This window comes from Yimella radicis (assembly GCF_054778255.1).
Genome location: NZ_BAAGZR010000009.1, coordinates 11912 through 35080 on the forward strand (window position 1 = coordinate 11912; position 23169 = coordinate 35080).

Genomic DNA, 23169 nt, shown 5'->3' on the forward strand with positions numbered 1-23169 from the left:
GTACGCCCCTGCGGTATCTGCACAGGATTACCGTGACAATCTCCCCTGCCTGGAAGGTGCGCCGATGCCGTCTGCACAGCACGTCTCCGTCCGACTCACCGTCGACGGTCAGGAACACGAACTCGAGCTCGACCCGCGCGTGAGTGTGCTGGACGCACTGCGCGACCGGCTCGGCATCACCTCGGTGAAGAAGGGGTGCGACCACGGCCAGTGCGGCGCCTGCACTGTCCTGGTCGATGGACGCCGCATCGTCAGCTGCCTGACCCTTGCCGCGTCCTACGACGGTGCGGACGTCACCACGGCCGCCGGCCTCGGCACCGCCGACAACCTCGGCGACCTGCAGGCGGCCTTCGTCGATCGGGACGCCCTGCAGTGCGGGTATTGCACGCCGGGTCAGATCTGCTCTGCTGCAGGCATGTTCGCCGAAGCCGAGGCGGGGATGCCGTCCCATGTCACGAAGGATGTGAGCGACCTCGGCGAGGTGCGCCTGACGCCCGAAGAGATCGCCGAGCGGATGAGCGGCAACCTGTGCCGGTGCGGTGCGTACTGCCACATCCGTGAGGCCATCACGGACGTCGCGAAGGAACGGGGTCAGGCATGAAGGAGTTCGAGTACGTCCGGGCCGCAACGGTTTCCGATGCACTCTCGATGAGCGGCGTCGGTGACACGGCGTACCTAGCAGGCGGCACGAACCTCGTCGACCACCTACGGCTCGGCATCAAGCGTCCGGATCGGATCGTCGACATCAGCCGCCTCGACCTCGGCGGTGTCGACGAAACCGCAGACGGCGGCCTGCGCATCGGCGCGAACGTTCGCAATGCCGACCTTGCAGCGGACCCACTTGTGCGGCAGCGTTATCCGTTCGTGAGCGAGGCTCTTCTCGCGGGTGCTTCCGGCCAGATCCGTGCGATGGCTTCGACCGCCGGCAATCTGCTGCAGCGCACACGTTGCGTGTACTTCCAGGACACCACCACCCCGTGCAACAAGCGCGAACCCGGTGCGGGCTGCTCGGCGATCGACGGATTCGGCAAGTACAACGCGATCATCGGTCAGTCCGACCAGTGCGTCGCGGTGCACCCTTCCGACCTGTGTCTCCCCCTCGCCGCCCTCGATGCAGTCGTGCACGTGACAGGCTCGGACGGCGACCGCAAGATCCCGTTCGCCGATTTCCACCGGCTACCCGGCGACGACCCCTCTCACGACACCAACCTCGTTCCGGCAGAACTCATCACCGGCATCGAGATCCCGCCGCTGCCTTGGGCAGTTCGCTCTCATTACCGCAAGGTGCGCGACCGGGCGTCGTACGCCTTCGCACTGGTCTCCGTCGCCGCCGCGATCGACATCTCCGGCGGTCAGGTGAACGATGTGCGTCTCGCACTCGGAGGCGTCGCCCACAAGCCCCACCGAGCGCGCACCGCAGAGGATCAGCTGCGTGATGGGCCGGCGACCGCTGAGGCGTTCGAGGCGGCCATCGACGCCGAACTCGCTGCTGCACAAGTCGGTTCGGAGAACGCCTACAAGATTCCGATGCTCCAGCGCACTGTCGTCGCGGTGTTGCAGGAACTGGTCGAAGGAGCAAACCGATGAGCATCTCGATGAGCACCGACGCACCGGTCCGCCCGCAGACCCGTCCGGACGAGACCGAGACTCCGGAGCGGACGAACGAGGCACCCGCCGGTCGCGAGAAGAGCGTCGGCACCCCGGTACGACGGGTCGACGGTCCGTTGAAGGTCACCGGCACGGCGCCGTATGCGTACGAGCATGACGTCGAGAATCCTTGTTACCTGTGGCCGGTGCCCGCACCGATCACGAAGGGCAAGATCGTCCGCATCGAAACAGAAGCGGCGCGAGCCGTCCCCGGGGTACTGCACATCCTCACCCACGAGGACTCTCCTCGGCTCGCGGTGAAGTCCGACCCGGCACTGTGGATCCTGCAGGGACCCCAGATCGCCCATCGGGGACAGATCGTCGGTGGCGTCATCGCCGAGACTCCCGAGGCAGCCCGCGAGGCGGCCGAGTTGGTGGAGGTCATCTGCGAGGAGGAGCGGGCGAAGGTCGAGTTCGACCCGCACGACCCGGAGGCTGAGAGCCCGCGCATCGTGCTGATGAAGCGCGGCACGGAGAGCAAGGGTGACCTGGACGAAGGGTGGCGCGAAGCCGTCCACCGGATCGATCAGGAGTATGCGAACCCCACGCACTTCCATGCCCAGATGGAGCCGCACGCGGTGATCGCCGTCTGGCACGACGTCGATGGCTTCGACCCGCGAGCCACCCGCCTGACTCTGTTCGACACCAACCAGGGCCCGATCATCCACCGCACCCTGCTGCCGCCGTTGCTGGGCCTGCTCCCGAATCAGCTCGAGGTCATCTCGCCGTACGTCGGCGGCGGGTTCGGCGGCAAGGCCTTCCCGCACCCGCACATCGCCCTTGCCGCGATGGCCGCGAAAGTGATCAGCCCGCGCCCGGTGAAGCTTGCGCTGACCCGACAGCAGATGTTCCAGAGCGTCGGCCACCGCCCCGAAGCCAGCCAGCGCATCCGGCTCGGCGCCGACCGCATCGGCCGGCTCACCGCGATCGAACACATCAGCACCCAGGCGGCGTCCCGCCTGAAGCGCAACGTCGACCAGTCGTGTTTCGCCACCCGGATGATGTACGCCACACCCAACCGCCGTACCGAGCACCGCTCGGTGATGCTCGACCTGCCGCCGGAGACGTGGATGCGCGCGCCGGGCGACTTCAACGGCATGTTCGCCCTCGAGACCGCGATGGACGAACTGGCACATCAGCTGGGCGTCGACCCGATCGAACTGCGGCTGAGGAACGAACCGGACGTGGACCCGGAGACCGAGAAGCCGTGGAGCACAAGAGCATTGGTCCCCGCACTCAAGCGCGGATCGGAACTTTTCGACTGGGGACGCCGCCAGGACCCGGGCACTCTGCGCGAAGGTGAGTGGCTGATCGGTATCGGGGTGGCGTCGACCTGCTTCCCGAACCAGCACGTCGCGAGCCTCTTCGCCCGGATCACCCACACCGGCGGCAAGTACGTGGTGCAGATGCAGGCGTCGGACATCGGCACCGGCGCACATACGGTGCTGCGCCAGATCGCGGCAGATGCCCTCGACGTACCTGTCGAACAGGTGGAGACCGACATCGGCCGCACCGGCACCCCGATGGCGATCATGGCCGGCGGTAGCCAGGGCACTTACGAGTGGGGAAACGCGATCGTCGCCGCCTGCGAGAAGTTGCGTCGCAAGCACGGCGACAACCCACCGGACGGCGCCTCCGCTCGCGCCCAGGGACGCCCGCCGCGGGGCGCGAGCAAGTACTCCCGGCACGCGTTCGGAGCCCAGTTCGCCGAGGTGGCCGTCAGTTCCGTCACCTCGGAGGTACGCGTGCGCCGACTGCTCGGCGTCTACGGAGCCGGCACGATCATCAATCCGCTGACCGCACGCAGCCAGATGGTCGGCGGCATGACGATGGCGCTCTCGGCGGCATTGTTCGAGGAGTCGTACCACGATCCCCGATTCGGCAAGGTGATGAATCACGACCTGGCGAGCTACCACATCGCGGCCCACGCCGACATCGGCGAACTCGAGGTCGAGTTCCTGCCCGAGTACGACAAGTGGTTCGGCGCCAAGGGCTCGAAGGGTATCGGTGAGATGGCGATGGTCGGCACACCCGCCGCGATCGGCAACGCGATCTTCAACGCAACCGGAATCCGCCTGCGGGACACGCCTTTCACTCCGGCTTCGCTCATCGAGGCGACCAGTTGAAGTCGCGCCACAGGTCACCGTGGTGATAGCTGCGATCGTGCTCGCCGCCGGTCGTGGCGAACGGATGGGAATGCCGAAGGCTCTGGTCCACGACGCCGACGGGTCGTGGCTGCAGCGCACGGTGGATGCGGTTCGAGCAGGTGGCTGCGACGACGTGGTCGCGGTCCTTGGTGCCGGAGCGGACGAGGCAGCCGCGCTGATACCCGAGGTGGATGTAGTGGTGGCTCAGCACTGGCAGGAAGGCATGGGCGCGTCGCTGCGTACAGGCCTGGACGCGTGCTCGACCCGAGATGTCGACGCTGCACTGATCACGCTCGTCGATCTGCCGGACGTCGACGCCCGCGTCGTCGCTCGGGTGCTGACCGCGGCCGCGACAGACCCACGCGATGTGCTTGTCCGGGCCACCTATGACGGCGTTCCGGGCCATCCCGTCATCATCGGACGGACCCACTGGGCGGCAGCCGCCGACGTGGCGACCGGTGATCAGGGTGCACGCGCGCTCTTCGTGTCCACCCCGCACAACCTGGTCGAGTGCGGCCACCTGGCGACCGGCCGGGACGTCGACACACCCGTCGACTCACCCCAGGAGTTCGACCGTGCGTGACGTCCTGCCCGATTTGTTGCGGCGCTGGACCGCAGGTGAATCGGTTGCTGTCGCAACGGTGGTCGCAACCTGGCAGTCCGCCCCCAGACCGGCCGGTGCCACGATGCTCGTCGCGTCTGACGACCGGGTCACCGGCTCTGTGTCGGGTGGTTGCGTGGAGGGCGCGCTCTACGAACTCAGCCGCGAAGTACTCGAGTCGGGAACGCCGGTGCTGCAGCGGTACGGGGTCAGTGACGACGACGCGTTCGCTGCGGGACTGACCTGTGGGGGTATCCTCGACGTTTTCGTCGAACGGCTCTCCCCCGCCTCCTTCCCCGAACTGGCAGAGGTCGCAGGCGACATCGAGGCACAGCGCCCGGTCGCCACCGCGACGATCGTCGAACACGACGACCCCGATCGCGTCGGTCGACGCGTCATCCTGCGTCCGGCGGACGACGGATCCGCTTCTCACACAGGAACCCTCGGCTCGGACCGGGCCGACTCAGCGGTCGTGGACGATGCCCTCGGCATGCTGGCCGGCGGACGTTCCGACACCCTTGCCTACGGTCCCGACGGACAGCGCCGCGGCGAAGGAATGCGGGTGTTCGTGCAGTCCTTCGCCCCGAAGCCGCGCATGCTGGTTTTCGGCGCCATCGACTTCGCGGCGGCGGTCGCGCGAATGGGCAGTTTCCTGGGCTACCGGGTGACGGTCTGCGACGCACGCCCGGTCTTCGCCACGTCCGCCAGGTTCCCCGACGCGGACGAAGTGGTCGTCGACTGGCCGCATCGCTACCTCACAGACCAAGCAGAGTCCGGAGCCGTCGATGAGCAGACGGTGATCGCCGTGATCACACACGACCCGAAGTTCGATGTGCCTGTGCTGTCGGTCGCGCTCCGATTGCCGTCGGTCGCCTACATCGGGGCCATGGGTTCGCGCAGAACTCACGACGACCGGCTCGAACGGTTACGCGGGGAAGGACTGTCCGATCAGGAACTGGCCCGCATGTCGAGCCCGATCGGCCTCGACCTCGGTGCGCGCACTCCGGAAGAGACTGCCGTGTCGATCGCGGCCGAGATCATCTCGCTGCGATGGGGTGGCGACGGCGGACGGTTGTCCGAGCGGGGCGGGCCGATCCACCATGACCGGCACTGACCGCGCCCCGATGAGTCAGCGGATCGTCGCCAGCATCGCGCCGACTCCGACGAAGAGACCGCCGAACAGCCGGTTCAACCGTCGCTGACCCCGAGCGCTGCGGGTGAGTCGTTGCAGGCCCCGCGCAGCAACGGCGAAGAAGAACCACATCACCAGCACGTCGATGACGACGACGGTCACGCCGAGCACCGTGTACTGGGGCAGCAGCGTGTTCTCCGGCCGGATGAACTGCGGCATGAAGGCCAGGAAGAAGACGATCGCCTTGGGGTTGGTCAGATTGACCAACAAACCACGGCGCATCATCGACCAGCGCGGCTCGATCGCCTGCGCCCGATCGGTCTCTTCGGTGTCCGCCGTACGTGAACGCCATTGCCGCACACCGAGATACAACAGATAAGCAGCTCCCGCGTACCGAATGACGTCGAACATCAACGGCGACTCGGCGACGATGACTCCGACACCGGCGGCAACGATCGCGATGTGGATCACCAGGGCGATCTGTTGTCCGAGGATTCCCCAGATGGAACGACTCCACCCGGATGTCAGCGAGTTCGACATGGTGTTGATCGCCCCCGCACCGGGAGTGAACGAGATGAGAGCCCCGGCCGCCACCAGGGTCAGCCAGACCGACCACGACATGGGTCGAAGGATAGAGATGGTCGACGTGACCGCGCACGAGCGTTCACAGTGCTGAGACGACACGCGAGAATGCACGGGTGTCGGAACTGCATGTGCCCCCCGGACCGGGTATCCCGGGCGGGTTGATCGTGCCGTCGGGCGAACTGCTCGAACGCTTCTCCCGCAGCTCAGGCCCGGGAGGTCAGGGCGTCAACACGACCGATTCTCGGGTGCAGCTGAGCTTGGACCTCGCAGCCAGTTCCGCCTTCAACGACCGGCAGCGCGAGCGCGTGCTGAGTCGTCTGTCGGAGCGACTCGTCGGCACGACGATCACCATCGACGCATCAGAACACCGTTCCCAGCGGCGCAACCGGACGGCGGCCAGAGAGCGACTGGCCGAGATTCTGCGCGAGGCACTCGCACCTGCTCCCCCGCAGCGTCGAGCCACACGTCCGACCCGTGGATCGCAGCGGCGGCGCCTGGCTGCGAAGCGTCGACGTGGCGAGATCAAGAACGACCGCGCCCGCCCCGCAGCGGACGACTGACTCAGTGGCCGGCGATGATGCGCACCCAGTTCGCGCCGCGTCCGATACCTACCCTCGCAAGAACGGTCAGCCGGCCGTCGTCCTCCACGCGGGACAGCGCGGCGGCGGTGGACTTCTCCCCCACCGCGATCACGAACTGCCCGTCGTCCGTGACGGCGAACCCACGCGGACGAGTCTCGGTCGGTGCGAAGTCCGCGACCTCGCCGAGGTGTCCGGCAGCATCCAGTGCGACCGTCGCGAGGGTGGACGCGCTGCGCTCGGAGCCGATGATCCAGCGACCGGCACGGTGCACGTCCGCTCCCCACACCAGACCCTCCTGTGTGGGATCGGCGCCGAATCGACTGTGTTTCAAGCCTGCTGACGGATCGACGATGCTCACCGACTCCGCCGGGGCGAGCGAGCCGTCGGCGCCGACGTCATGGCGGATGACCTCACCGGAGAACTCGGTGATCAGGTAGGCGTTCTCGTCGTGGATGATCAGGTGGCGTGGTCCGCTGCCGTCCGGTTGGGCGATGGTCGCCGGGTCGAGCGGGGTGAGCGTTCCGTCCTCACCCAGGTCGTACTGCGCGATCAGATCATCGCCCAGCGAGACGAAGTAGGCGTGTCCGCGATCGGGGACCACGCAATGCAGGTTCGCAAACTCGACATGTGCGGTGGCTTCTCCCAGATCACCCTCGTTCCCGACCGGCCACACCTCACCGAAGCCACCGCCGTAGGACGCACCGAGCAGGAATGAACGCGATGCGTCCAAGGCGAGGTAGGTCATCGACGCGTCGACGTCGCGGCGGGAGACCGGGTGCAACTCACCGGTCGTGCGGTCGAGCTTCAACGTGACGATCCCCGCCGGCTCACCCTTGTACGCGGCGAAGACCAGATCGCGCTCGGCGTCGATCGCGAAGGTACTGCACCCCTGCCCGGCCACCGAGGTCGCGATCATTTCGAGCCGGGGTTCTTCGCGGCGCTCCATCCGCAGGGTCGAGATGGTGCCGTCGCCGGCGTTGGCGATCAGCACGAGATCATGGGCGAGGTCACTCATGTCTCAACCCTAAGCACGAGAGAGTGGCTGTATGCCTGGGGCCTGCGTCCGCGATGACCGGCCCCGCGGGTCCTGACAGGTCAGCAGGGCCGGTCGATGCGGTAGTCGATCGGGGTGCAGTTGCCGTTGTTCGACTTCTCCGCCGAGCATGCGGTCAGGCCCACCACGAGATCCATCTCAGCGCGCAGCGTCAGTCGGTCGCCCGCCATCGTCGGCGGCGGGTCGATGTGCAGTTCGCCGTCGAGGTCGGTCCATACGTCCATGAACACGTTCAGCGTCGTGCAGATGCGGTCGGACGAGATGTCGAACACGTTGAACGCGCCGACGAGGTTCGCGAAGCAGCTCGGGTGTTCGGCACCCTCGAACTCCGGATAGAGCAGGTCGAACGTGTCCTGGCTGCACGGCGTGAGCGTCATGTCGTGCACACCGACAGTGTCCTCGACGATCGTCGCCATGACCCGAGAACGGTTGCTGTACAACCGATCTCCCGGACCGACGTAGATCGAGTTCTTGTAGTCGGTGGTACGGCCGGTGGAGAACCACTCGTCGTGGTCGTCTGCACCGAAGGCAAAGAAGTCACTCACCTGTTCCCCGCACGGGTCGACGATCGTGAGCATCTCCCCCGCTCGCAGGGCGAATCCGACACCTGTCTGTGGCGCGATGCGCTCGAAGCCGGGCGCCGGGGCGTCCGCCCCTCCGGCATACGAGACGTGCGCGTCAGGGCTCGGGGTGCGCGGGCGAACGTGCTGCGTCGTCATCGGGTCTCCTGGGGGACGAAGGGTGCGTGCCAGTCGGGTTCGACGGCGCGACCCGAGTACTGCCGTGCTTCGGAGGAGTCGCCATGGTCGACCGCCATCGGATTCACCGATCCTTGCAGGGCTCGATCGCGTGCCCTGATCAGGTCACGCATCCGTTCGAAGCCACCCTGCTCGCGAAGCAGCTCGAACTGCTCGTGCAGGTTGAACACCAGACAGGGCCTCGGCGCGCGACGCGCCACTCTCGAGGAGTTCGGGTGCAGTCCCACGACGAAGTACGCCACGCCGGCGTAGGAGAACGCGAAGTGAGCCGCATCCGGGTCGGCTCCGACGCCGCGCGCCCAGGGCAGGTCGTCCCCGTCGTGCAACTGCTGCAGCGTGGCCCAGAGCAGATCCTCGAAGGCACGTTCGTCGTCGATGACCGGTCCGTCGAACGTGGCGATGAAGGACTGGAACGGACCGGTCGGATCCGCCGACCGCCCGTAGACGGCAAGCGCCTTTCCGAGGTCCCGCGCACTGGCGGGGTCTCCCAGTTCGCCGAGGTCGATGCTGGTGACGTTGTCGCGACGGAAGACCGATCGCGCTCCCAGACAGGGATATTCGGGTTGGGCGACCATGTCGGCCAGATCTGACAATCGATCCGATTCGTGGGTCGTGGACATCTTGTGCACCTTCGCATCAACGGGTCGGGCGCACTCGCCCGATCGATCCGCCAGTCTGTCCCGCGCCACTGGTGTTACGGCCACTTGCATCCACCCTCCGTTGGGGTGAAATTCGCCGATCGCCGCCTTCCGACAAGCGCCAGCCCGTTTCAACCGCGCTGAGCGCCATACCGTCGAAGACGTTCCGGGTCATGCGTGCGGTCGACACTTCCGCACTTCGCTGACACGTCACGGCGAACGCTGCCGTGCGTTCAGGACCCACACTCCTCACAGTCAGGACGAGGTATGTCAGACCACGAACTGCCGGGAAACCCCCAGCACGACATCAAGTACACGGAGGGCCGAGCCGATCTCGACCAGCCCAACCCCACCAAGGACGTCGCCTCCGGTGAAGCCAAGTCCGTCGCGCAGGACGCCAAGTCGTCCGCGTCCGATGTTGCAGGCACCGCCCAGCAGCAGGCAGGTGAGGTCCTGCACGAGGCCACCGACCAGTTGAAGACGCTGATCGATCAATTGAAGAGCGAGTTCGGCGGTCAGAGCTCCGGGCAGCAGCAGCGCCTGGCGAGCGGACTCACCTCTCTCGCAGACGAACTCGACGGAATGTCGAAGGGCAGCGAGCAGTCCGGCGTCGCGTCCGACTTGGCCCGTCAGGCGTCGACCCGGGCCCGGGACGCGGCCACCTGGATGGAGAACCGTGAGCCGGGCGACGTCGTCGATGAGGTCAAGCGCTTCGCTCGTCAGCGTCCGGGCACCTTCCTGGCCGCAGCCGCACTCGTGGGCTTGGTGGCCGGTCGGATGACCCGCGGCATCGCCGATGAGGCGCGCGACGACTCCGGTGACTCCTACGGCCAGGGCGGTCCGGGTCAGAACCGGTATGTCGCCGGTCGCCCGCAGTCGCACCAGCCCACCGGCTACGCACCGCCCGCAGGCCAGTACGGCATCGGCGAGCAGTACGCCGACAATGTGCACGACGCCCCGCAGTACGCCGAGTACGTCGAAGGTGTCCCCGGCTACCAGCCGGAGCAGTACGTCGACGGTGCTCGGGTCGAGCCCGGCCAGCAGTTCGGCAATGGCACGCCGCGTCGTCCGGAAGACCTGCGCTGATGTCAGTCGGTCCTGACAACGGCACCGGATCGCACGCCGCCGGCCAGGGTGCCGGCGGGTACGGGAGCGGATACGGAAACGGTCCTGCCGACTCCAACCGTCAGTACGAGAACGTGACTGACGCAATCCCGCCGGCCGAGCCGCTGCGTAGTGCACACGGCACGCATGAGAAAGGCGAGGTCTCCTCGATCGGCGCCATCATCGGCGAGATCACCGAGGATATGTCCACGCTCATGCGGCAGGAGGTCGCGCTCGCCAAGGCCGAAGTCCAGCAGTCCGCGTCTCAGGCCGGCAAGGGCGCGGGAATGCTCGCGGGTGCCGGCGCCGCCGTGCACTACGCGTTGTTCTTCCTGTCGATCGCCCTGTGGTGGGCGCTCGGAGATCTCATGGACAACCTCGGTTGGTCCGCGGTGATCGTCGCCCTCATCTGGGGTGTCATCGCCGCCATCCTCGCCTCGATGGGCAAGGGACAGCTCAAGAACGTCAAAGGAATGCCGCGCACCGTCGACACCGCCAAGCGGGTCCCCGATGCGCTCCAGGGAAATGAGGGGAACAACCGATGAGCAACAACGACCCGGAGCAGCTGCGTCAGGAAATCCAGCAGACGCGCTCCAACCTCAGTCAGAACGTCAACGCCCTTGGTGAGGCCGTGACGCCGGGCAACATCGCCCGCCGCCAGGTCGACAAGGTGACGGGCACCGCCGCCGGATTGAAGGACAAGGTCATGGGCACTGCAGAGGACTTCCGCGACGAGCACACCGGTAACGGTCCGGGCGTGGGCGATCGTGTCTCGAATGTCGGCGACCGCGCCGGTGAGCTGCCCCAGCAGGCAAAGCGCAAGGCCCAGGGCAACCCCCTGGCCGCTGGGCTCATCGCGTTGGGCGCAGGCTGGCTCGTCGGCTCGCTGATGCCGGCGTCGCAGAAGGAACGCGACCTGGCACAGCAGGCCAAGGACAAGGCGCAGCCCGTCGTGTCCGAAGCGCAGTCACTCGCGAAGGAGTCGGCTCAGAACCTCAAAGAGCCGGCGCAGGACGCAGTCGAAAGCGTCAAGCAGACCGCCCAGGACTCTGCCCAGACAGTGAAGTCCGAAGGCCAGCAGGCCGCTACGGACGTCAAGGACAGCGCCCAGGAGTCGAAGGACAACGTTCAACAGCACCAGCAGCGTGACGACACGTCGCTGACCTGATCGAACTCAGCCGAGACCGAGGGCCCTTCACCGCGAGGTGGTGGGCCCTCGGTGTCGTCAGGGCTGCCGTCATGGGCGACGCAGGGCAGCACGTCCGAGCACGCCGCCGGCCAGCACCAGGGCGCCGAGTGCGACCGCTTGCCAGGGCAGCGTGGCCACCAGCACGGCGCAGCCCGCCATGCCGAGGATGTTGAATGCACGCGGCCAACGCCGTTGCTTGCAAGGCTGACGAAAAGCGGATGCGTTGGTCACGAAGTAGTAGGTGAGCACCCCGAACGACGAGAAGCCGAGGGCTCCCCGCAGGTCGGCGAGCAGCACCAGCAGCACCACGACGCCCCCCACCGCGATCTCCGCGGCGGCAGGGACCTGGTGCCGCTCGTCAACCGTGGCGAAAGGACTCGGAAGATCACGCTCGCGCGCCATCGCAAGCATCGTCCGGGAAACCCCTGCGATCAGCGCGAGAAGCGCTCCCAGGCTGGCGGCAACGGCACCGCACCGCACGATCGGGCCGGCCCACGAGGCGCCGACGGCGTCCACCGCGCTCATCAGCGGAGCATCCGCCGCAGCAAGGGATGACCCGAGCACCTTCACCGACACCACGCCGATCACCGCGTACAACGTGACCGCCACTGAGAAGGCGATGAGGATGGCGCGACCGATCATCTCCGGGCGGCGTACCTCCTCGGCGAGGGTCGCGATCCGCGCGTACCCGGCGAACGCGAAGAACAGCAGACCCGCTGCCTGGAGCACTCCGTAGGGCTCGGCGGACGCAAGAGCGGCGTTCGGCACGACGCTCTCACGGGTACCCACCAGCACCACGAAGAACACAAGCACCAGGACGGTGATGGTCACCAGCACCTTCGCGGCGACCGCAGTCCGGGTGATGCCCCGCAGGTTCAGAGCGGTGAGGGCCACTACGGCTACAGCGGCTGAAAGTCGTTGCAGCACTGAGGTGTCGGGGAAGAGGTAGTACGCGAACGTCATCGCCATCGCGGCACAGGACGCGGTCTTCCCGATGACGAAACCCCACCCTGCGACGAACCCCCACCAAGGCCCCAACACCTCGCGTCCGAACAGGTAGGTGCCGCCCGACGAGGGATACACCGCGGCGAGCTGCGCCGACGCGACGGCGTTGCAGAAGGCGACGAAGGCCGCGATCGCGAGAGCGACCAACAGCAGCGAACCTGCGGACGCGGCCGCGGGCGCGTACGCGGAGAACACACCGGCGCCGAGCATGGCCGACAGTCCGACGACCACCGCATCTGCCGTGCCCAAGCGCCGGGCAAGCGGTGCGGATGCCGTCATCGCACGCCTTCGACGCGATTGGTCCAAGGGACACTCACGGGACGAGGATGACAGAACCCGCGCCGTGGGGCCGCGGAATCACTCCTTGGGACGTGCCCGCTCGACGTCCGGGGTGCCGGCACCCTCGTCGTCCTTGAGCGCGTCGATGTCCTGCGCCACGCGCTTCTTCTCGGCTGAGTCGAGTTCGACACCGGCCTGGTCCAGGCCCTCGTCCAGCTTGTGTTCGATGCGGTCCTTATCGCCGCTGTATTCGTATGACGTCACGTCGTCGACGACGTTCTGCGCTGCATCGGTCGCAGCGTCCTGCTCGGAGTCGTTCGGCTTGCCGGTCTGGTCGGTCATGAGAACCTCCTCGGTAAGGGCGAACGGGAGTCCGCCCGGGTGCGGCCACGTTTGCATGTGGATGGTCACCGCACCACCCCCGATCAGGTGGCCTTCCGTGACAGACTCAGGATGATGCCGATCCCATTACCCGCCAGGCGAATCCGTGACGAGGGGCTGACTCGTCGGCGCGAACCGGTGAATGGCGTCATGACCGCCTGGGTGGAGCGACCCGGTCGACCCCACACGCGTCCGCTGGTATTGATCCCCGGCCTGTCGATGTCGTGGCACGCCTTCCGTTGGTTCCTCGACCGGCACCCACTCGATCGACCGATTCTGGTGATCGATCCGCCCGGTTGCGGACGAAGCGTGCGATTGCCGCACCGGATGGACGCCGACGCGCAGGCGCAGCATGTGGCGGCCTGGCTCGACCACCTCGAGCGCGGTCCGGTCGACGTCGTGGGCCATTCCCTCGGGGCCATCACCGCGGCCCGCCTCGCGGCGCAGCGCGCCGACCTCGTCACTTCGATCATCCTGGTCTCCCCCTCGCCGGATGATCGGTGGCCCAGGATGCGCAACCATGTCGGCGCGTTGGTGAAGGGCGTTCCGGCCGAGGCACCGCGGGTCTTCGCTCAGGCCGCGTTCGACTACCTCCGCTCGAACCCTCGGGTGCTCGCCGGATTCAACACCGAAGCCGGACGCCCGGCGTCCGACGTCATGAACCACGTCCACACACGAGTGCTCGTCGTGCGTGGTTCTGCCGACCGGGTCTCCAGTCGCAGATGGTGCGACGAACTGGCCGCGGCAGCGAACGGCGACGTCGTCACCGTGCCTGACGGCGCGCACGGCCTTCCGCAACAGATGCCAGGCGACCTGGTCGCGATCATCGCCGCGTTCACCGCTCGCCGCGGGCACCCGTGAGAGGCTGGACCGCACACCCAACCGACGCAGGGGGCTTCGGCCCTGGGCTCCCCGCCTACTTCTTCTTGTCCTTGGCCGCAGATGCCTTCTTCGGCGAACGCTTCCGGCGCAGTTCGGGCAATACATCGGTGCCGTACGCCTTGATCATCTCTCGATAGTCCGGCCCCATGTTCGCGACGTAGATGTCGTCGAAGCCGGCGTCGACGAACGGCTCGAACGCCTGGACGTGCTCGCGGGCATCGGGACCGAACGCGCCGTTCTCGGCGAACTTCTCCCGGGTCACCAACTCCGCAGCCTGCTCGAAGTGCTTCGGACTCGGCAGCACCTGGGACAACTCCCCCGGCACTGCCGCGTTAGGCCAGATCCCGAAGGCGGCATCGATCGCGGCGTCCCGGTTCTTGCCCCACGCCACCTTGAAGCCCGCCTGCGTCGGCGCCTTCGCGCCCTTTGCCTTTCGGAACTTCTTCACGCTTTCCGCATCGGGCTGCGTGGTGATGAATCCGTCGCCGATGCGGCTCGCGAGCTCGAGCGCCTTCGGACCGAACGCACTCACGTAGATCGGCGGCGGGCTGTTCGGCACGGAATAGATGCGGGCGGTGTCGACCGTGTAGTACGGCCCCTCGTGTGACACCACCTCGCCGGTCCACAACTCGCGGATGAGGCCCACGGCCTCCTCCAGCATGTCCAGCCGGACGTCGGCGTGCGGCCAGACGTCGCCCAGGATGTGCTCGTTGAGCGCCTCGCCACTGCCCACACCGAGGGTGAAGCGCCCGCCGGTGAGCAGGGCACTGGTGGCTGCTGCCTGGGCGATGATCGCGGGATGGATCCGAACCGTCGGGCAGGTGACCGCCGTCGTGATCGGTAGATCACAGACCTGGCTGATGGCACCGATCATCGACCACACGAACGGCGACTCGCCCTGTGCATCGGTCCACGGGTGGAAGTGATCGCTGATCCACAGCGCGTCGAACCCGGCCTCCTGCGCCAGACGTGCCTGCTCGACCAACTGCTCGGGTGAATACTCCTCGCACGAAAGGAAATAGCCGATGCGCTTCATTGCAATGCCTCCGTCGGTCGTGGTCGGTGTGAACAGACTGGCACCGCACGGACGTCGGGTGACGGTTTCGTGACCGCCGAGCTTCGCAAGTGGCCAGACTGACGACATGGCCAAGAGCGAACAGACCGCGATCGAGGTCGGCGGTCACGAGATCAAGGTGACCAACCTCGACAAGGTGATGTACCCCGAGACCGGCACGACCAAGGGCGACGTCATCGACTACTACCGCCAGGTGGCCCCGTGGTTCGTCGCGCATGCGTCGCGCCGACCGGCGACACGCAAGCGCTGGGTCGACGGTGTGGGTACAGCTGACGAGCCGAGGGACGCGTTCTTCCACAAGAACCTCGACCCCGCGTCGACGCCGGACTGGGTCGCCACGGTGTCCTTGGAGCATCGCCATCGCGCGTCGACCTACCCACTTGTCGACGACGAAGCCACCTTGGTCTGGCTGGCCCAGCTGGCGAGTCTGGAGATCCACGTCCCGCAATGGAAGGTCGGTCCGCGCGGCGGGCATCAGAACCCTGACCGGATGATTCTCGACCTCGACCCGGGCGAGGGTGCCGGCATCGCAGAGTGCATCGAGGTCGCCCACCTCTGCAAGGAACTGCTGGACGGAATGAAGCTGACGTCGGTGCCGGTCACCAGCGGCAGCAAGGGTATTCACCTGTACGCCGGATTGGACGGTAAGCACACGGCAGGACAGGTCACCGAGGTGGCCAAGGCGTTCGCCGAGGCTCTGGAGAAAGAGCACCCGGATCTGGTGGTCAGCAACATGCGCAAGGACGTTCGCGGCGGCCGGGTGCTCATCGACTGGAGCGAGAACAACGGCAACAAGACGGCTGTCGCGCCGTACTCCTTGCGCGGACGGGATCACCCGTATGTCGCTGTCCCTCGCGAATGGAACGAACTCACCGCCTCCCTGGAGCAACTCACACCGACGCAGGTACTGGAGCGTCTTGCCTCCATCGGCGATCCGATGCAAGTGCTGCTGGACAAGGACGAACGCGTCTCGCGCACCGCGAAGGATCGGCTGACGAAGTACCGGAGCATGCGGGATCAGGCCAAGACACCGGAACCGGTGCCCGAGGCGTCCCCCGTTGCCGGCGAAGGAAATTCGTTCGTCATCCAGGAGCATCACGCCAGCCGCCTGCACTACGACTTCCGGCTCGAACGGGACGGCGTGCTGGTGTCGTGGGCGGTGCCCAAGGGGCCACCGGACGACCCGAAGGAGAACCACCTCGCGGTCATGACCGAGGACCATCCGCTGGAGTACGGCAGCTTCGAGGGCACGATTCCGCAGGGTCAGTACGGCGGCGGTGAGGTGAAGATCTGGGACGCCGGCACCTACGAGTGCGAGAAGTGGCGCGATGACAAGGAAGTGATCGCTGTCCTGCACGGGCGTCCCGACGGAGGCCTGGGCGGAGAGCCGGCGAAGTTCGCGATCATCCATACCAAGATGGGCGGCGACGACAAGAACTGGCTGATGCACCGCATGGAGCTCGAACCAGCCGACAGCCAGGCCGCGACCGGCACATCCGATTCCACGACCGACCAGAAGTTGCCGCGCTTCGAGGCGATGCTCGCGAGTGTCGGTTCGGTCGACGACCTCGGCACACGTGACTGGGTGTTCGAGACGAAATGGGACGGCTACCGCGCGATCGCCGAGGTCACCGGCGGTCAGGCGTCGCTGCGCAGCCGCAACGGCAAGGACTTCACCCGCACCTATCCCGAACTCGCCGAACTGGGTTCGCTCCTCGATGGCCACACCGCGGTGCTCGACGGCGAGATCGTCGCGCTCGACGAGGACGGCAGGTCAAATTTCGGCAGCCTGCAGAATCACGGTGCGGGCGGATCGAAGGCGCACTACATGGTGTTCGATCTGCTGTACCTCGACGGCGAATCCGTGCTCCGGACGCCGTACTCGGAGCGTCGAAAGGCACTGGAAGCACTCACGTTGGACGGCGAATACATCCACGTGCCAGTGACTTTGGGTTCGGACGCAGAGGCAGCGTTGAAGGTCAGCAAGGACCTGAAACTCGAAGGGGTGATCGCCAAGACCATCGACGGCGTTTATCAGCAGGGCAAGCGCGCGGGGACGTGGTTGAAGATCAAGAACCAGCGAATGCAGGAGGTGATCGTCGTCGGTTGGAAACCCGGTGCGGGCAGTCGTGCGAACACGATCGGCTCGTTGCTCTTGGCCGTCAACGGGGACGACGGACTCACCTACGTCGGACGTGTCGGCACCGGGTTCAACGCCAAACAGCTGGCCGAGATCAAGAATCGCCTGGAGCGACTGGAGCGCAAGACTCCCGCGCTCGACGACGTGCCTCGCGCCGACGCCAAGGATGCCAAGTGGGTGCGACCCAGCGAGGTCGGTGAGGTGACTTTCGGCGAATGGACGTCCACCGACCGGCTGCGCCACCCCGCCTGGCGCGGCTGGCGTCCGGACAAGAACCCGCAGGACGTGGTCAGGGAGGATGGCTGAACTGCTCGCAAGTCCGCGTGGGTCGGTTTCGCGAAGGGGGACGCACCGCAATGGCCGGCCTACGAACCGGACACACGCAGCTTCGCGCGTTTGCAGACGACTCCGCTGTCGTCCACGACCCCCGATCGGAGGATTGCCGCAGCTGGATGCGACGGGGCTGAACCGCTACCTCTCGTCGTGCCGGACGGCGTGCAGGGCCTTCGCGTTGAGCACCTCGGTGCGGATGGCAGCCATGATCAGGTCGGTCGCTTCACGCGCCGCCTGGTCGTCGGTCCGTCCGGCGAACACGCTCAGGTCGATCTGCGGTCCGACGCTGAAGTGGGCCGAGTGGCGGTGCCAGAGGTGCTCGGTCCCCTGCTTCGGGCCCCAGAGCCCGACCGGGAAGACCGGCGCTTCGGGATGCGTCAATGCGAGCCGCGCAGCGCCTGTTCGGGCCGGTCCCGGCATCCGATCGGGTTCGGTGGTGAGCCGTCCCTCGGGGTAGAGCACCACGACCTGCCCGAGGTCGAGACGGCGCCCGGCTTCGTCCAGAGCTGCGGCGGCGTTCGCGGATCCGCGCGCGACGGGAATCTGACCGGTCGCCCGGGCGAGCCACCCGACCACCGGCCAGGAGAACACCTCACGCATCGCGAGGAAGTGCGGAAAACGCCTGTGTCCGGTCACCATTCGAGCAACGGCGAGTGGCTCACTCATCGTCATGTGGTTCGCGACGATGATCACCGGGCCTTCGCCCGGGATGTCGTCGGACCGGGTGTACCGCACGCGGTGGGCCACTTTCGCGAGCGACCAGACCAGCGCGAACCCCGCCGCGTCCTTGGCGCGCAGCAGCAGCGGCTTCTTCTGTTCCATCACGCCCTCCCAGCCTCATTCATTACTGAAGAACACCACGACGGCTCGGGTGAACACCGACAGTCTGACGATCAGCAGAACGGCACCCGAGACCAACCATGGTGAGAACTTTCTTTCCGGCGTAAGCCCCGCTCCCGCGCCGCCCGCGAGAACGTGAGGAGAAACAAGTCCCTTGGAACACGTTGCCACGCTATCGACGATCTGCTTGAGTCCTTTACAAATCAGCGTTGCACCTACCTGCCATCCCGTCCTGCCGTTTGAGAGGCTGGACCCGTACCTGAAACGACCCAAGGAGACGCCTTGATCTTCATCACCGCCAAGTTCCCAGTGAAGCCCGAGCACGCCGACGACTGGCCGCAGCTGGCCAAGGAGTTCACCGAGGCGTGCAACGCCGAGGACGGCTGCCTGTTCTTCCGCTGGTCGCGGTGCCTCGACGACCCGAACGAGTACATCCTCATCGAAGCGTTCGAGGACGACGACGCCGGCGCGAAGCACGTGCAGAGCGACCACTTCAAGAAGGCCACCGCCGAGTTGCCGAAGTACCTGCAGCGCACCCCGGACATCGTGAACACGAAGGTCGAGGGGTGGAGCAAGCTCGGCGAGATGTCGGTGGACTGAGTTCAGACCTTGATCGAGTCGGTCAATGGACCGGTGGTCTGGACAAGGCGCAGGTCTGAGCGATGCACGATGGGCGCGGTCCGGGAGCGATCCCGGGCCGCGCCTTGCGTCCGCCTATCCTCGACCCCATGCGTTGTGGGTACTTCGATCGGCACGAGTGCCGGTCGTGCACGTTCATGAACGTGCCGTACCCGCAGCAGGTCCACGACGGCGACGACCTCGTCACGAGGACTCTTGCCGAGCACGTCCGAGCCGAGCAATGGCTGCCACCCGCGACCGGGCCCGAGTCGGGTTTCCGGAACAAGGCGAAGCTGATGGTCGGCGGACGCCGCGGCGCACCGACCCTCGGCATCGTCGACGACCACGGCAACGGCGTCGATCTCACCGGGTGCGGTCTGTACCAACCCGCCTTGGCCGACGCGCTGCCGTTGCTGAGGGAGGTCGTCGCCGAAGCGGGGCTCACGCCGTACGACGTCCCGAACCGCAACGGCGAGCTGAAGAATCTCATCGTCACCCACTCCCCCGACGGCGAGTTCATGATCCGGTTCGTGCTGCGCTCCACCGGGCAACTGGGCAAGGTGGAACGAGCAATTCCATTGCTGCACAAGCACGTTCCTGGTACGAGGGTCGTGTCGGTGAACCTGCTGCCCGATCATCGTGCGGTGACGGAGGGTGCGCAGGAGATCGTCCTCACCGAGCACGACACCCTCCCGATGCGGATGGGTGAGGTCAGATTGCACCTGCGGCCGGCAAGCTTCTTCCAGACGAACACTTTCGTCGCCACTCAGCTGTACGCACAGGCAGCGGACTGGATCGGCGATCTCACTCCCGCGGTCCTGCTGGATCTGTTCTGCGGTGTGGGCGGGTTCGGGCTGACCGCCGCCGGCCAAGGCATGCGGGAGGTGTTCGGAGCGGAACTGTCCCCGGACGCAATCATCAGTGCTCGGCGCACGGCCGCCGAACTCGAGTCCGCAGGTGCGACATCGAGATTCACCTTCGTGGCGGGGGACGCGTTCGAAGCTGTCGCTGCGGCGCCCGCGCCGGACGTCGTCGTCGTGAACCCACCCCGACGGGGCATCGGCCCGGACGTCTGCAAATGGCTCGAGCGCTCGGCCACCCGTCACCTCGTCTACTCCAGTTGCAATCCACGCAGCCTGGCGACGGATCTCGTTCTGCTCCCGTCGTTCGGCGTCGACCGAGCACGGGTGTTCCACATGTTTCCGCAGAGCAGCCACCACGAGGTGCTGGTGCAGCTGAGCCGTACATGATCCGGCAGTGAGTCACTCATGAGTCGTGGTCGCCGCCACCGTCCACGATCACCGTTTCCTCAGGAACACGGCATCGACGCGATGCGAATATCGCTGCCGCACAATGATTCTTGGACAACGGTCCGTGATCACCTCGTCGAACGTCTGTCGGCGCTCACGCCGGACGAGGTCGATGCGAAGCTCGACGCGGGAGATGTCGCAGAACCCGACGGTACGCAGGTCGATCGCTCCACGCCCTACGTCGCCGGACGGGTGGTGTTCGTCCGGCGGGAGTTCGCACCCGAGCCGGTCGTACCGTTCGGGATCCCGGTCATCCACGAGGACGAGCGAATCCTGGTCGTCGACAAGCCACCGTTCCTGGCGACGATGCCTCGCGGCAGCCACATCGTCCAGACCGCCGTTGCACGGTTGCGAGACGAACTCGATCTGCCGTTGCTCAGTCCGGCTCATCGGCTCGACCGGCTGACCAGCGGCGTGCTGGTGCTGACCAAGGACCCGCGGTGGCGTGCCCCCTACCAGGAGTTGTTCGCCACCCGAAGAGTCGTCAAGACCTACCTCGCACTGGCGCCCGCGCTGGAGGACTTCGAACAAACCACCGATATGTACCTGCACCTGACGAAGGTGCACGGCGAGCACGCAACCCGTGTCGAGGTTGCCCACCCGGAACCCAACTCCCACACCAGGATCCGACGGGTCGAACACCATGGCGACGACGCTCTGTACGAGCTACGGCCGGTCACCGGACGGACGCATCAACTGCGGGCGACGATGAGCCACCTCGGTGCACCGATCATCGGTGACCCGCTGTACCCCCGGCAGCTGCAGGTCGCGCGGAACGACTTCAGCACCCCGCTGCAGTTGCTCGCAGCCAGCATCGAGTTCGTCGACCCGGTGACGAAGGAGCCGGTCAGCCCCCGAAGTGGCCGCCGGCTCCCCGTCTGCGGAGTCTCGTCTTGATGTTGAGCGCGGGACAAGCAGATCTCACGCCTTTCGGTACCACTCCCGCAGCGGCGGACACCCTCGGCGAGGTCGACCTTCGGACCGAACCCGGTCGCCTGTTCCAGCAACTGCATGTCGGGTCAACGTCGCACCACCGAGCCCAGATCCGGCCGGCCCGCGCGTCTGACCGGGTAGCGGCTTCCGCTCTCCGGAGGCGCCCACTTTGCGCAAGTGTTCAATACAAGTGCTCGCGTTACCCTGACGGCAGTCTGGTTCGGCGGGACTGCCACGCATCGCCAGGACTGATGAGCTTGAATCAGGACTCGACCACTGCACCACTGACGACAACCCCCAGGAGATCTCGTGGACATCGACGGCAAGGTGGCGATCGTCACCGGAGCGGGCGCAGGCATCGGCGCCGCACTCGGACGAGCACTGGTGGGAGGCGGTGCACGGGTCGTGCTCGCCGACCTGTCCCCCACCGTGCAGGACGTCGCAGAAGAATTGGGCGACAGCGCAGTTGCCGTCACCGGTGATGTGGCCGATCCCGGTGTGATCGACGAGTTGATCGGCGTGGCCGACGACAGCTTCGGCGACGTCCACCTCTACTTCGCGAACGCCGGTGTGATCGGCGCCAGCGGACTCGAGGTCACCGAGCAGCAGTGGGACCACAGCTTCGAGGTCAACACCCGCGCTCATATCCGGGCGGCGCAGCGCCTGGTCCCCCGCTGGGTGCAGGCCGGATCCGGCTACTTCGTCAGCACGGCCTCGGCGGCAGGCCTGCTCACCCAGATCGGATCGGCCACCTACACCGTCACCAAACACGCTGCAGTCGCTTACGCGGAGTGGCTCAGCATCACCTTCGGCGATCAGGGCGTGGGAGTCAGCTGCCTGTGCCCCATGGGAGTCGAGACCGCGATCCTGTACGCCGGTCGCGACAGTGGCGACCGGCTCGGAAGGGCGGCCACCAACGCCGTGCTGTCGGCGGGAGACGTGCTGACGCCCGACACGGTTGCGCAGGAGGTGCTGGAAGCCGTTGCGGCGCAGCGATTCCTGATCCTGCCGCACGCTCAGGTGCTTGAGATGATGCGACAGAAGACGTCGGATCACGAGCGCTGGCTGCGCGGAATGCGTCGTTACCAGGCGTCCTTGCTCGCCGACTGACCGCAGCGCAGACCTCGGCTCAGGCGAAACTCCACGATCGTTTGCTGAGTCCGTACCAGAACCCGTCGATCTCACTGCTCCCGCTGACCGCACCATCGACGGAGCCCGCGCCGAGGGCGACGAACAGTGGTGCCCAGTGCTCCGAGCGCGGGTGCGCCTCACGGGCCGCAGGCGCCTTGGACTCCCAGTCGAGGATGGCGTCGACGTCCCCGGCGCCCACGCGTTCGGCCGCCCAGTGGTCGAACTCGCGAGATGGCGTCGGAGCAGCGGCGTCCGCCGGTTCGGACGGGTGGAACCACCGCAGGTTGTGGGTGGTGAACCCGGAGCCCACGATGAGAGTGCCTTCGTCGCGCAGTGTCGACAGCTTGCGGCCGAAGTCGAAAAGGCTGCGTGGGTCGAGCGTCGGCAGGGACACCTGCAGAACCGGCACCTCGGCGTCGGGATACATCTCGACCATCGGCACGTAGGCACCGTGATCGAGTCCGCGATCCTGGTCCTGGAAGACGGGACCGAGATCGGCGACAGTGCGGGCCACCGAGGCGGCGAGTTCGTCCGCGGCCGGCGGTTGGTAGGTCACCTCGTAGTACTTCGGGTCGAAGCCCCAGAAGTCGTAGGTCAGTGGTGCACCGGTGGTCGAAGACACTGTGATCGGGCTGTTCTCCCAGTGCGCCGAGACAATCAGCACGTTGCGTGGGGTGGGCAGCCTCGTGGACCACGCGGACAGCTCGCTCGCCCATGTGCGGTCGTCGGCGAGCGGCGGCGCACCATGGGACAGATAGATCACCGGCATCCGTTCGCTCATGGAAGCAGCGTAGGCAGTTTTTGTT

24 protein-coding genes are annotated in these 23169 nt (G+C 66.6%); 15 read left to right on the forward strand and 9 right to left on the reverse strand.

Going from position 1 to position 23169, the window contains the following annotated elements:
• Positions 1-64: 64 nt before the first annotated feature.
• Genes ACYU8W_RS07140 through ACYU8W_RS07160 form a run of 5 tightly spaced genes read left to right on the forward strand, consistent with a single transcriptional unit; the run spans position 65 to position 5509 of the window.
• Entirely contained in the window at positions 65-601 is a 537-nt protein-coding gene (locus ACYU8W_RS07140) for a 2Fe-2S iron-sulfur cluster-binding protein (protein WP_499467841.1), read from the forward strand.
• Positions 598-1587, forward strand: coding sequence for an FAD binding domain-containing protein (locus ACYU8W_RS07145; RefSeq protein WP_499467843.1), 990 nt, complete (start codon positions 598-600; stop codon positions 1585-1587). Before ACYU8W_RS07140 ends, ACYU8W_RS07145 begins: the two co-directional genes overlap by 4 nt.
• Positions 1584-3773, forward strand: a complete 2190-nt coding sequence (locus tag ACYU8W_RS07150) for a xanthine dehydrogenase family protein molybdopterin-binding subunit (RefSeq protein WP_499467845.1) — start codon at positions 1584-1586, stop codon at positions 3771-3773. Before ACYU8W_RS07145 ends, ACYU8W_RS07150 begins: the two co-directional genes overlap by 4 nt.
• A 22-nt stretch (positions 3774-3795) precedes the next feature.
• Positions 3796-4377 (forward strand): nucleotidyltransferase family protein, encoded by a 582-nt coding sequence (locus ACYU8W_RS07155; RefSeq protein WP_245949981.1) that lies wholly within the window; start codon positions 3796-3798, stop codon positions 4375-4377.
• A complete protein-coding gene (locus ACYU8W_RS07160) occupies positions 4370-5509 on the forward strand; it encodes an XdhC family protein (RefSeq protein WP_499467847.1) in 1140 nt (379 codons plus the stop codon). Before ACYU8W_RS07155 ends, ACYU8W_RS07160 begins: the two co-directional genes overlap by 8 nt.
• A 15-nt stretch (positions 5510-5524) precedes the next feature.
• Here the strand turns inward: ACYU8W_RS07160 and ACYU8W_RS07165 are convergent, their stop codons facing one another.
• Positions 5525-6148 carry a LysE family transporter gene (locus tag ACYU8W_RS07165; protein WP_499467849.1) on the reverse strand — a complete coding sequence of 208 codons (624 nt, stop codon included), beginning with the start codon at positions 6146-6148 and terminating at the stop codon, positions 5525-5527.
• Positions 6149-6225: 77 nt separating this feature from the next.
• Here ACYU8W_RS07165 and arfB point away from each other — a divergent pair, with 77 nt between their 5' ends.
• Positions 6226-6672 (forward strand): alternative ribosome rescue aminoacyl-tRNA hydrolase ArfB, encoded by a 447-nt coding sequence (gene arfB, locus ACYU8W_RS07170; protein WP_499467851.1) that lies wholly within the window; start codon positions 6226-6228, stop codon positions 6670-6672.
• 1 nt (position 6673) lies between these two features.
• Here arfB and ACYU8W_RS07175 read toward each other — a convergent pair whose 3' ends face one another.
• From ACYU8W_RS07175 to gntA, 3 genes are all read right to left on the reverse strand, one after another.
• Complete coding sequence (locus ACYU8W_RS07175) at positions 6674-7708, reverse strand: lactonase family protein (RefSeq protein ID WP_499467853.1); 1035 nt, start codon at positions 7706-7708, stop codon at positions 6674-6676.
• A gap of 80 nt (positions 7709-7788) precedes the next feature.
• Positions 7789-8466 carry a DUF1989 domain-containing protein gene (locus ACYU8W_RS07180; RefSeq protein ID WP_499467855.1) on the reverse strand — a complete coding sequence of 226 codons (678 nt, stop codon included), beginning with the start codon at positions 8464-8466 and terminating at the stop codon, positions 7789-7791.
• Positions 8463-9125 (reverse strand): guanitoxin biosynthesis heme-dependent pre-guanitoxin N-hydroxylase GntA, encoded by a 663-nt coding sequence (gene gntA / locus ACYU8W_RS07185; protein WP_499467856.1) that lies wholly within the window; start codon positions 9123-9125, stop codon positions 8463-8465. The genes ACYU8W_RS07180 and gntA overlap by 4 nt, the downstream gene beginning before the upstream one ends.
• A 285-nt stretch (positions 9126-9410) precedes the next feature.
• Here gntA and ACYU8W_RS07190 point away from each other — a divergent pair, with 285 nt between their 5' ends.
• From ACYU8W_RS07190 to ACYU8W_RS07200, 3 genes are read left to right on the forward strand one after another with little or no spacing between them, the layout of a single operon-like run.
• Positions 9411-10229 carry a hypothetical protein gene (locus tag ACYU8W_RS07190; RefSeq protein ID WP_499467858.1) on the forward strand — a complete coding sequence of 273 codons (819 nt, stop codon included), beginning with the start codon at positions 9411-9413 and terminating at the stop codon, positions 10227-10229.
• Entirely contained in the window at positions 10229-10792 is a 564-nt protein-coding gene (locus ACYU8W_RS07195) for a phage holin family protein (protein WP_115921869.1), read from the forward strand. Before ACYU8W_RS07190 ends, ACYU8W_RS07195 begins: the two co-directional genes overlap by 1 nt.
• On the forward strand, positions 10789-11415 hold the full coding sequence (locus ACYU8W_RS07200; protein WP_115921868.1) for a DUF3618 domain-containing protein: 627 nt from the start codon (positions 10789-10791) through the stop codon (positions 11413-11415). The genes ACYU8W_RS07195 and ACYU8W_RS07200 overlap by 4 nt, the downstream gene beginning before the upstream one ends.
• Positions 11416-11484: 69 nt before the next feature.
• Here the strand turns inward: ACYU8W_RS07200 and ACYU8W_RS07205 are convergent, their stop codons facing one another.
• Both ACYU8W_RS07205 and ACYU8W_RS07210 read right to left on the reverse strand, forming a co-directional pair.
• Positions 11485-12720: an APC family permease gene (locus ACYU8W_RS07205; RefSeq protein WP_499467859.1), complete on the reverse strand. Its 1236-nt coding sequence runs from the start codon at positions 12718-12720 to the stop codon at positions 11485-11487.
• 78 nt (positions 12721-12798) lie between these two features.
• A complete protein-coding gene (locus ACYU8W_RS07210; RefSeq protein WP_147301300.1) occupies positions 12799-13062 on the reverse strand; it encodes a hypothetical protein in 264 nt (87 codons plus the stop codon).
• 189 nt (positions 13063-13251) lie between these two features.
• Between ACYU8W_RS07210 and ACYU8W_RS07215 the strand changes: the two genes are divergently transcribed.
• On the forward strand, positions 13252-13962 hold the full coding sequence (locus ACYU8W_RS07215; RefSeq protein ID WP_499467861.1) for an alpha/beta fold hydrolase: 711 nt from the start codon (positions 13252-13254) through the stop codon (positions 13960-13962).
• 55 nt (positions 13963-14017) lie between these two features.
• On the opposite strand, the gene ACYU8W_RS07220 is transcribed toward ACYU8W_RS07215, so the two are convergent.
• A complete protein-coding gene (locus tag ACYU8W_RS07220; protein WP_499467863.1) occupies positions 14018-15019 on the reverse strand; it encodes a TIGR03557 family F420-dependent LLM class oxidoreductase in 1002 nt (333 codons plus the stop codon).
• A gap of 106 nt (positions 15020-15125) precedes the next feature.
• Here ACYU8W_RS07220 and ACYU8W_RS07225 point away from each other — a divergent pair, with 106 nt between their 5' ends.
• Positions 15126-17504: an ATP-dependent DNA ligase gene (locus tag ACYU8W_RS07225; protein WP_499467865.1), complete on the forward strand. Its 2379-nt coding sequence runs from the start codon at positions 15126-15128 to the stop codon at positions 17502-17504.
• 165 nt (positions 17505-17669) lie between these two features.
• Here the strand turns inward: ACYU8W_RS07225 and ACYU8W_RS07230 are convergent, their stop codons facing one another.
• Positions 17670-18353, reverse strand: coding sequence for a lysophospholipid acyltransferase family protein (locus ACYU8W_RS07230; RefSeq protein WP_499467866.1), 684 nt, complete (start codon positions 18351-18353; stop codon positions 17670-17672).
• Between the two features lie 300 nt (positions 18354-18653).
• Here ACYU8W_RS07230 and ACYU8W_RS07235 point away from each other — a divergent pair, with 300 nt between their 5' ends.
• From ACYU8W_RS07235 to ACYU8W_RS07250, 4 genes are all read left to right on the forward strand, one after another.
• Positions 18654-18971 carry a putative quinol monooxygenase gene (locus ACYU8W_RS07235; RefSeq protein WP_129623840.1) on the forward strand — a complete coding sequence of 106 codons (318 nt, stop codon included), beginning with the start codon at positions 18654-18656 and terminating at the stop codon, positions 18969-18971.
• Between the two features lie 176 nt (positions 18972-19147).
• A complete protein-coding gene (locus ACYU8W_RS07240) occupies positions 19148-20239 on the forward strand; it encodes a methyltransferase (RefSeq protein WP_499467868.1) in 1092 nt (363 codons plus the stop codon).
• Between the two features lie 18 nt (positions 20240-20257).
• A complete protein-coding gene (locus ACYU8W_RS07245) occupies positions 20258-21196 on the forward strand; it encodes a pseudouridine synthase (protein ID WP_499467869.1) in 939 nt (312 codons plus the stop codon).
• Positions 21197-21541: 345 nt separating this feature from the next.
• A complete protein-coding gene (locus tag ACYU8W_RS07250; RefSeq protein WP_499467871.1) occupies positions 21542-22342 on the forward strand; it encodes an SDR family oxidoreductase in 801 nt (266 codons plus the stop codon).
• Between the two features lie 19 nt (positions 22343-22361).
• On the opposite strand, the gene ACYU8W_RS07255 is transcribed toward ACYU8W_RS07250, so the two are convergent.
• Positions 22362-23144 carry a dioxygenase family protein gene (locus ACYU8W_RS07255; protein ID WP_499467873.1) on the reverse strand — a complete coding sequence of 261 codons (783 nt, stop codon included), beginning with the start codon at positions 23142-23144 and terminating at the stop codon, positions 22362-22364.
• Between the last annotated feature and the right edge of the window lie 25 nt (positions 23145-23169).

Bases quoted from the DNA above. Each gene is read 5' to 3' on its own strand.
- ACYU8W_RS07180 (WP_499467855.1), bottom strand. From the start codon at position 8,466: ATGACGACGCAGCACGTTCGCCCGCGCACCCCGAGCCCTGACGCGCAC.
- ACYU8W_RS07190 (WP_499467858.1), top strand. From the start codon at position 9,411: ATGTCAGACCACGAACTGCCGGGAAACCCCCAGCACGACATCAAGTAC.
- ACYU8W_RS07200 (WP_115921868.1), top strand. From the start codon at position 10,789: ATGAGCAACAACGACCCGGAGCAGCTGCGTCAGGAAATCCAGCAGACG.
- ACYU8W_RS07165 (WP_499467849.1), bottom strand. From the start codon at position 6,148: ATGTCGTGGTCGGTCTGGCTGACCCTGGTGGCGGCCGGGGCTCTCATC.
- ACYU8W_RS07150 (WP_499467845.1), top strand. From the start codon at position 1,584: ATGAGCATCTCGATGAGCACCGACGCACCGGTCCGCCCGCAGACCCGT.
- ACYU8W_RS07205 (WP_499467859.1), bottom strand. From the start codon at position 12,720: ATGACGGCATCCGCACCGCTTGCCCGGCGCTTGGGCACGGCAGATGCG.
- ACYU8W_RS07245 (WP_499467869.1), top strand. From the start codon at position 20,258: ATGAGTCGTGGTCGCCGCCACCGTCCACGATCACCGTTTCCTCAGGAA.
- ACYU8W_RS07210 (WP_147301300.1), bottom strand. From the start codon at position 13,062: ATGACCGACCAGACCGGCAAGCCGAACGACTCCGAGCAGGACGCTGCG.
- ACYU8W_RS07240 (WP_499467868.1), top strand. From the start codon at position 19,148: ATGAACGTGCCGTACCCGCAGCAGGTCCACGACGGCGACGACCTCGTC.
- ACYU8W_RS07145 (WP_499467843.1), top strand. From the start codon at position 598: ATGAAGGAGTTCGAGTACGTCCGGGCCGCAACGGTTTCCGATGCACTC.
- gntA (WP_499467856.1), bottom strand. From the start codon at position 9,125: ATGTCCACGACCCACGAATCGGATCGATTGTCAGATCTGGCCGACATG.
- ACYU8W_RS07175 (WP_499467853.1), bottom strand. From the start codon at position 7,708: ATGAGTGACCTCGCCCATGATCTCGTGCTGATCGCCAACGCCGGCGAC.
- ACYU8W_RS07195 (WP_115921869.1), top strand. From the start codon at position 10,229: ATGTCAGTCGGTCCTGACAACGGCACCGGATCGCACGCCGCCGGCCAG.
- ACYU8W_RS07215 (WP_499467861.1), top strand. From the start codon at position 13,252: ATGACCGCCTGGGTGGAGCGACCCGGTCGACCCCACACGCGTCCGCTG.
- ACYU8W_RS07225 (WP_499467865.1), top strand. From the start codon at position 15,126: ATGGCCAAGAGCGAACAGACCGCGATCGAGGTCGGCGGTCACGAGATC.
- ACYU8W_RS07255 (WP_499467873.1), bottom strand. From the start codon at position 23,144: ATGAGCGAACGGATGCCGGTGATCTATCTGTCCCATGGTGCGCCGCCG.
- ACYU8W_RS07230 (WP_499467866.1), bottom strand. From the start codon at position 18,353: ATGGAACAGAAGAAGCCGCTGCTGCTGCGCGCCAAGGACGCGGCGGGG.
- ACYU8W_RS07220 (WP_499467863.1), bottom strand. From the start codon at position 15,019: ATGAAGCGCATCGGCTATTTCCTTTCGTGCGAGGAGTATTCACCCGAG.
- ACYU8W_RS07140 (WP_499467841.1), top strand. From the start codon at position 65: ATGCCGTCTGCACAGCACGTCTCCGTCCGACTCACCGTCGACGGTCAG.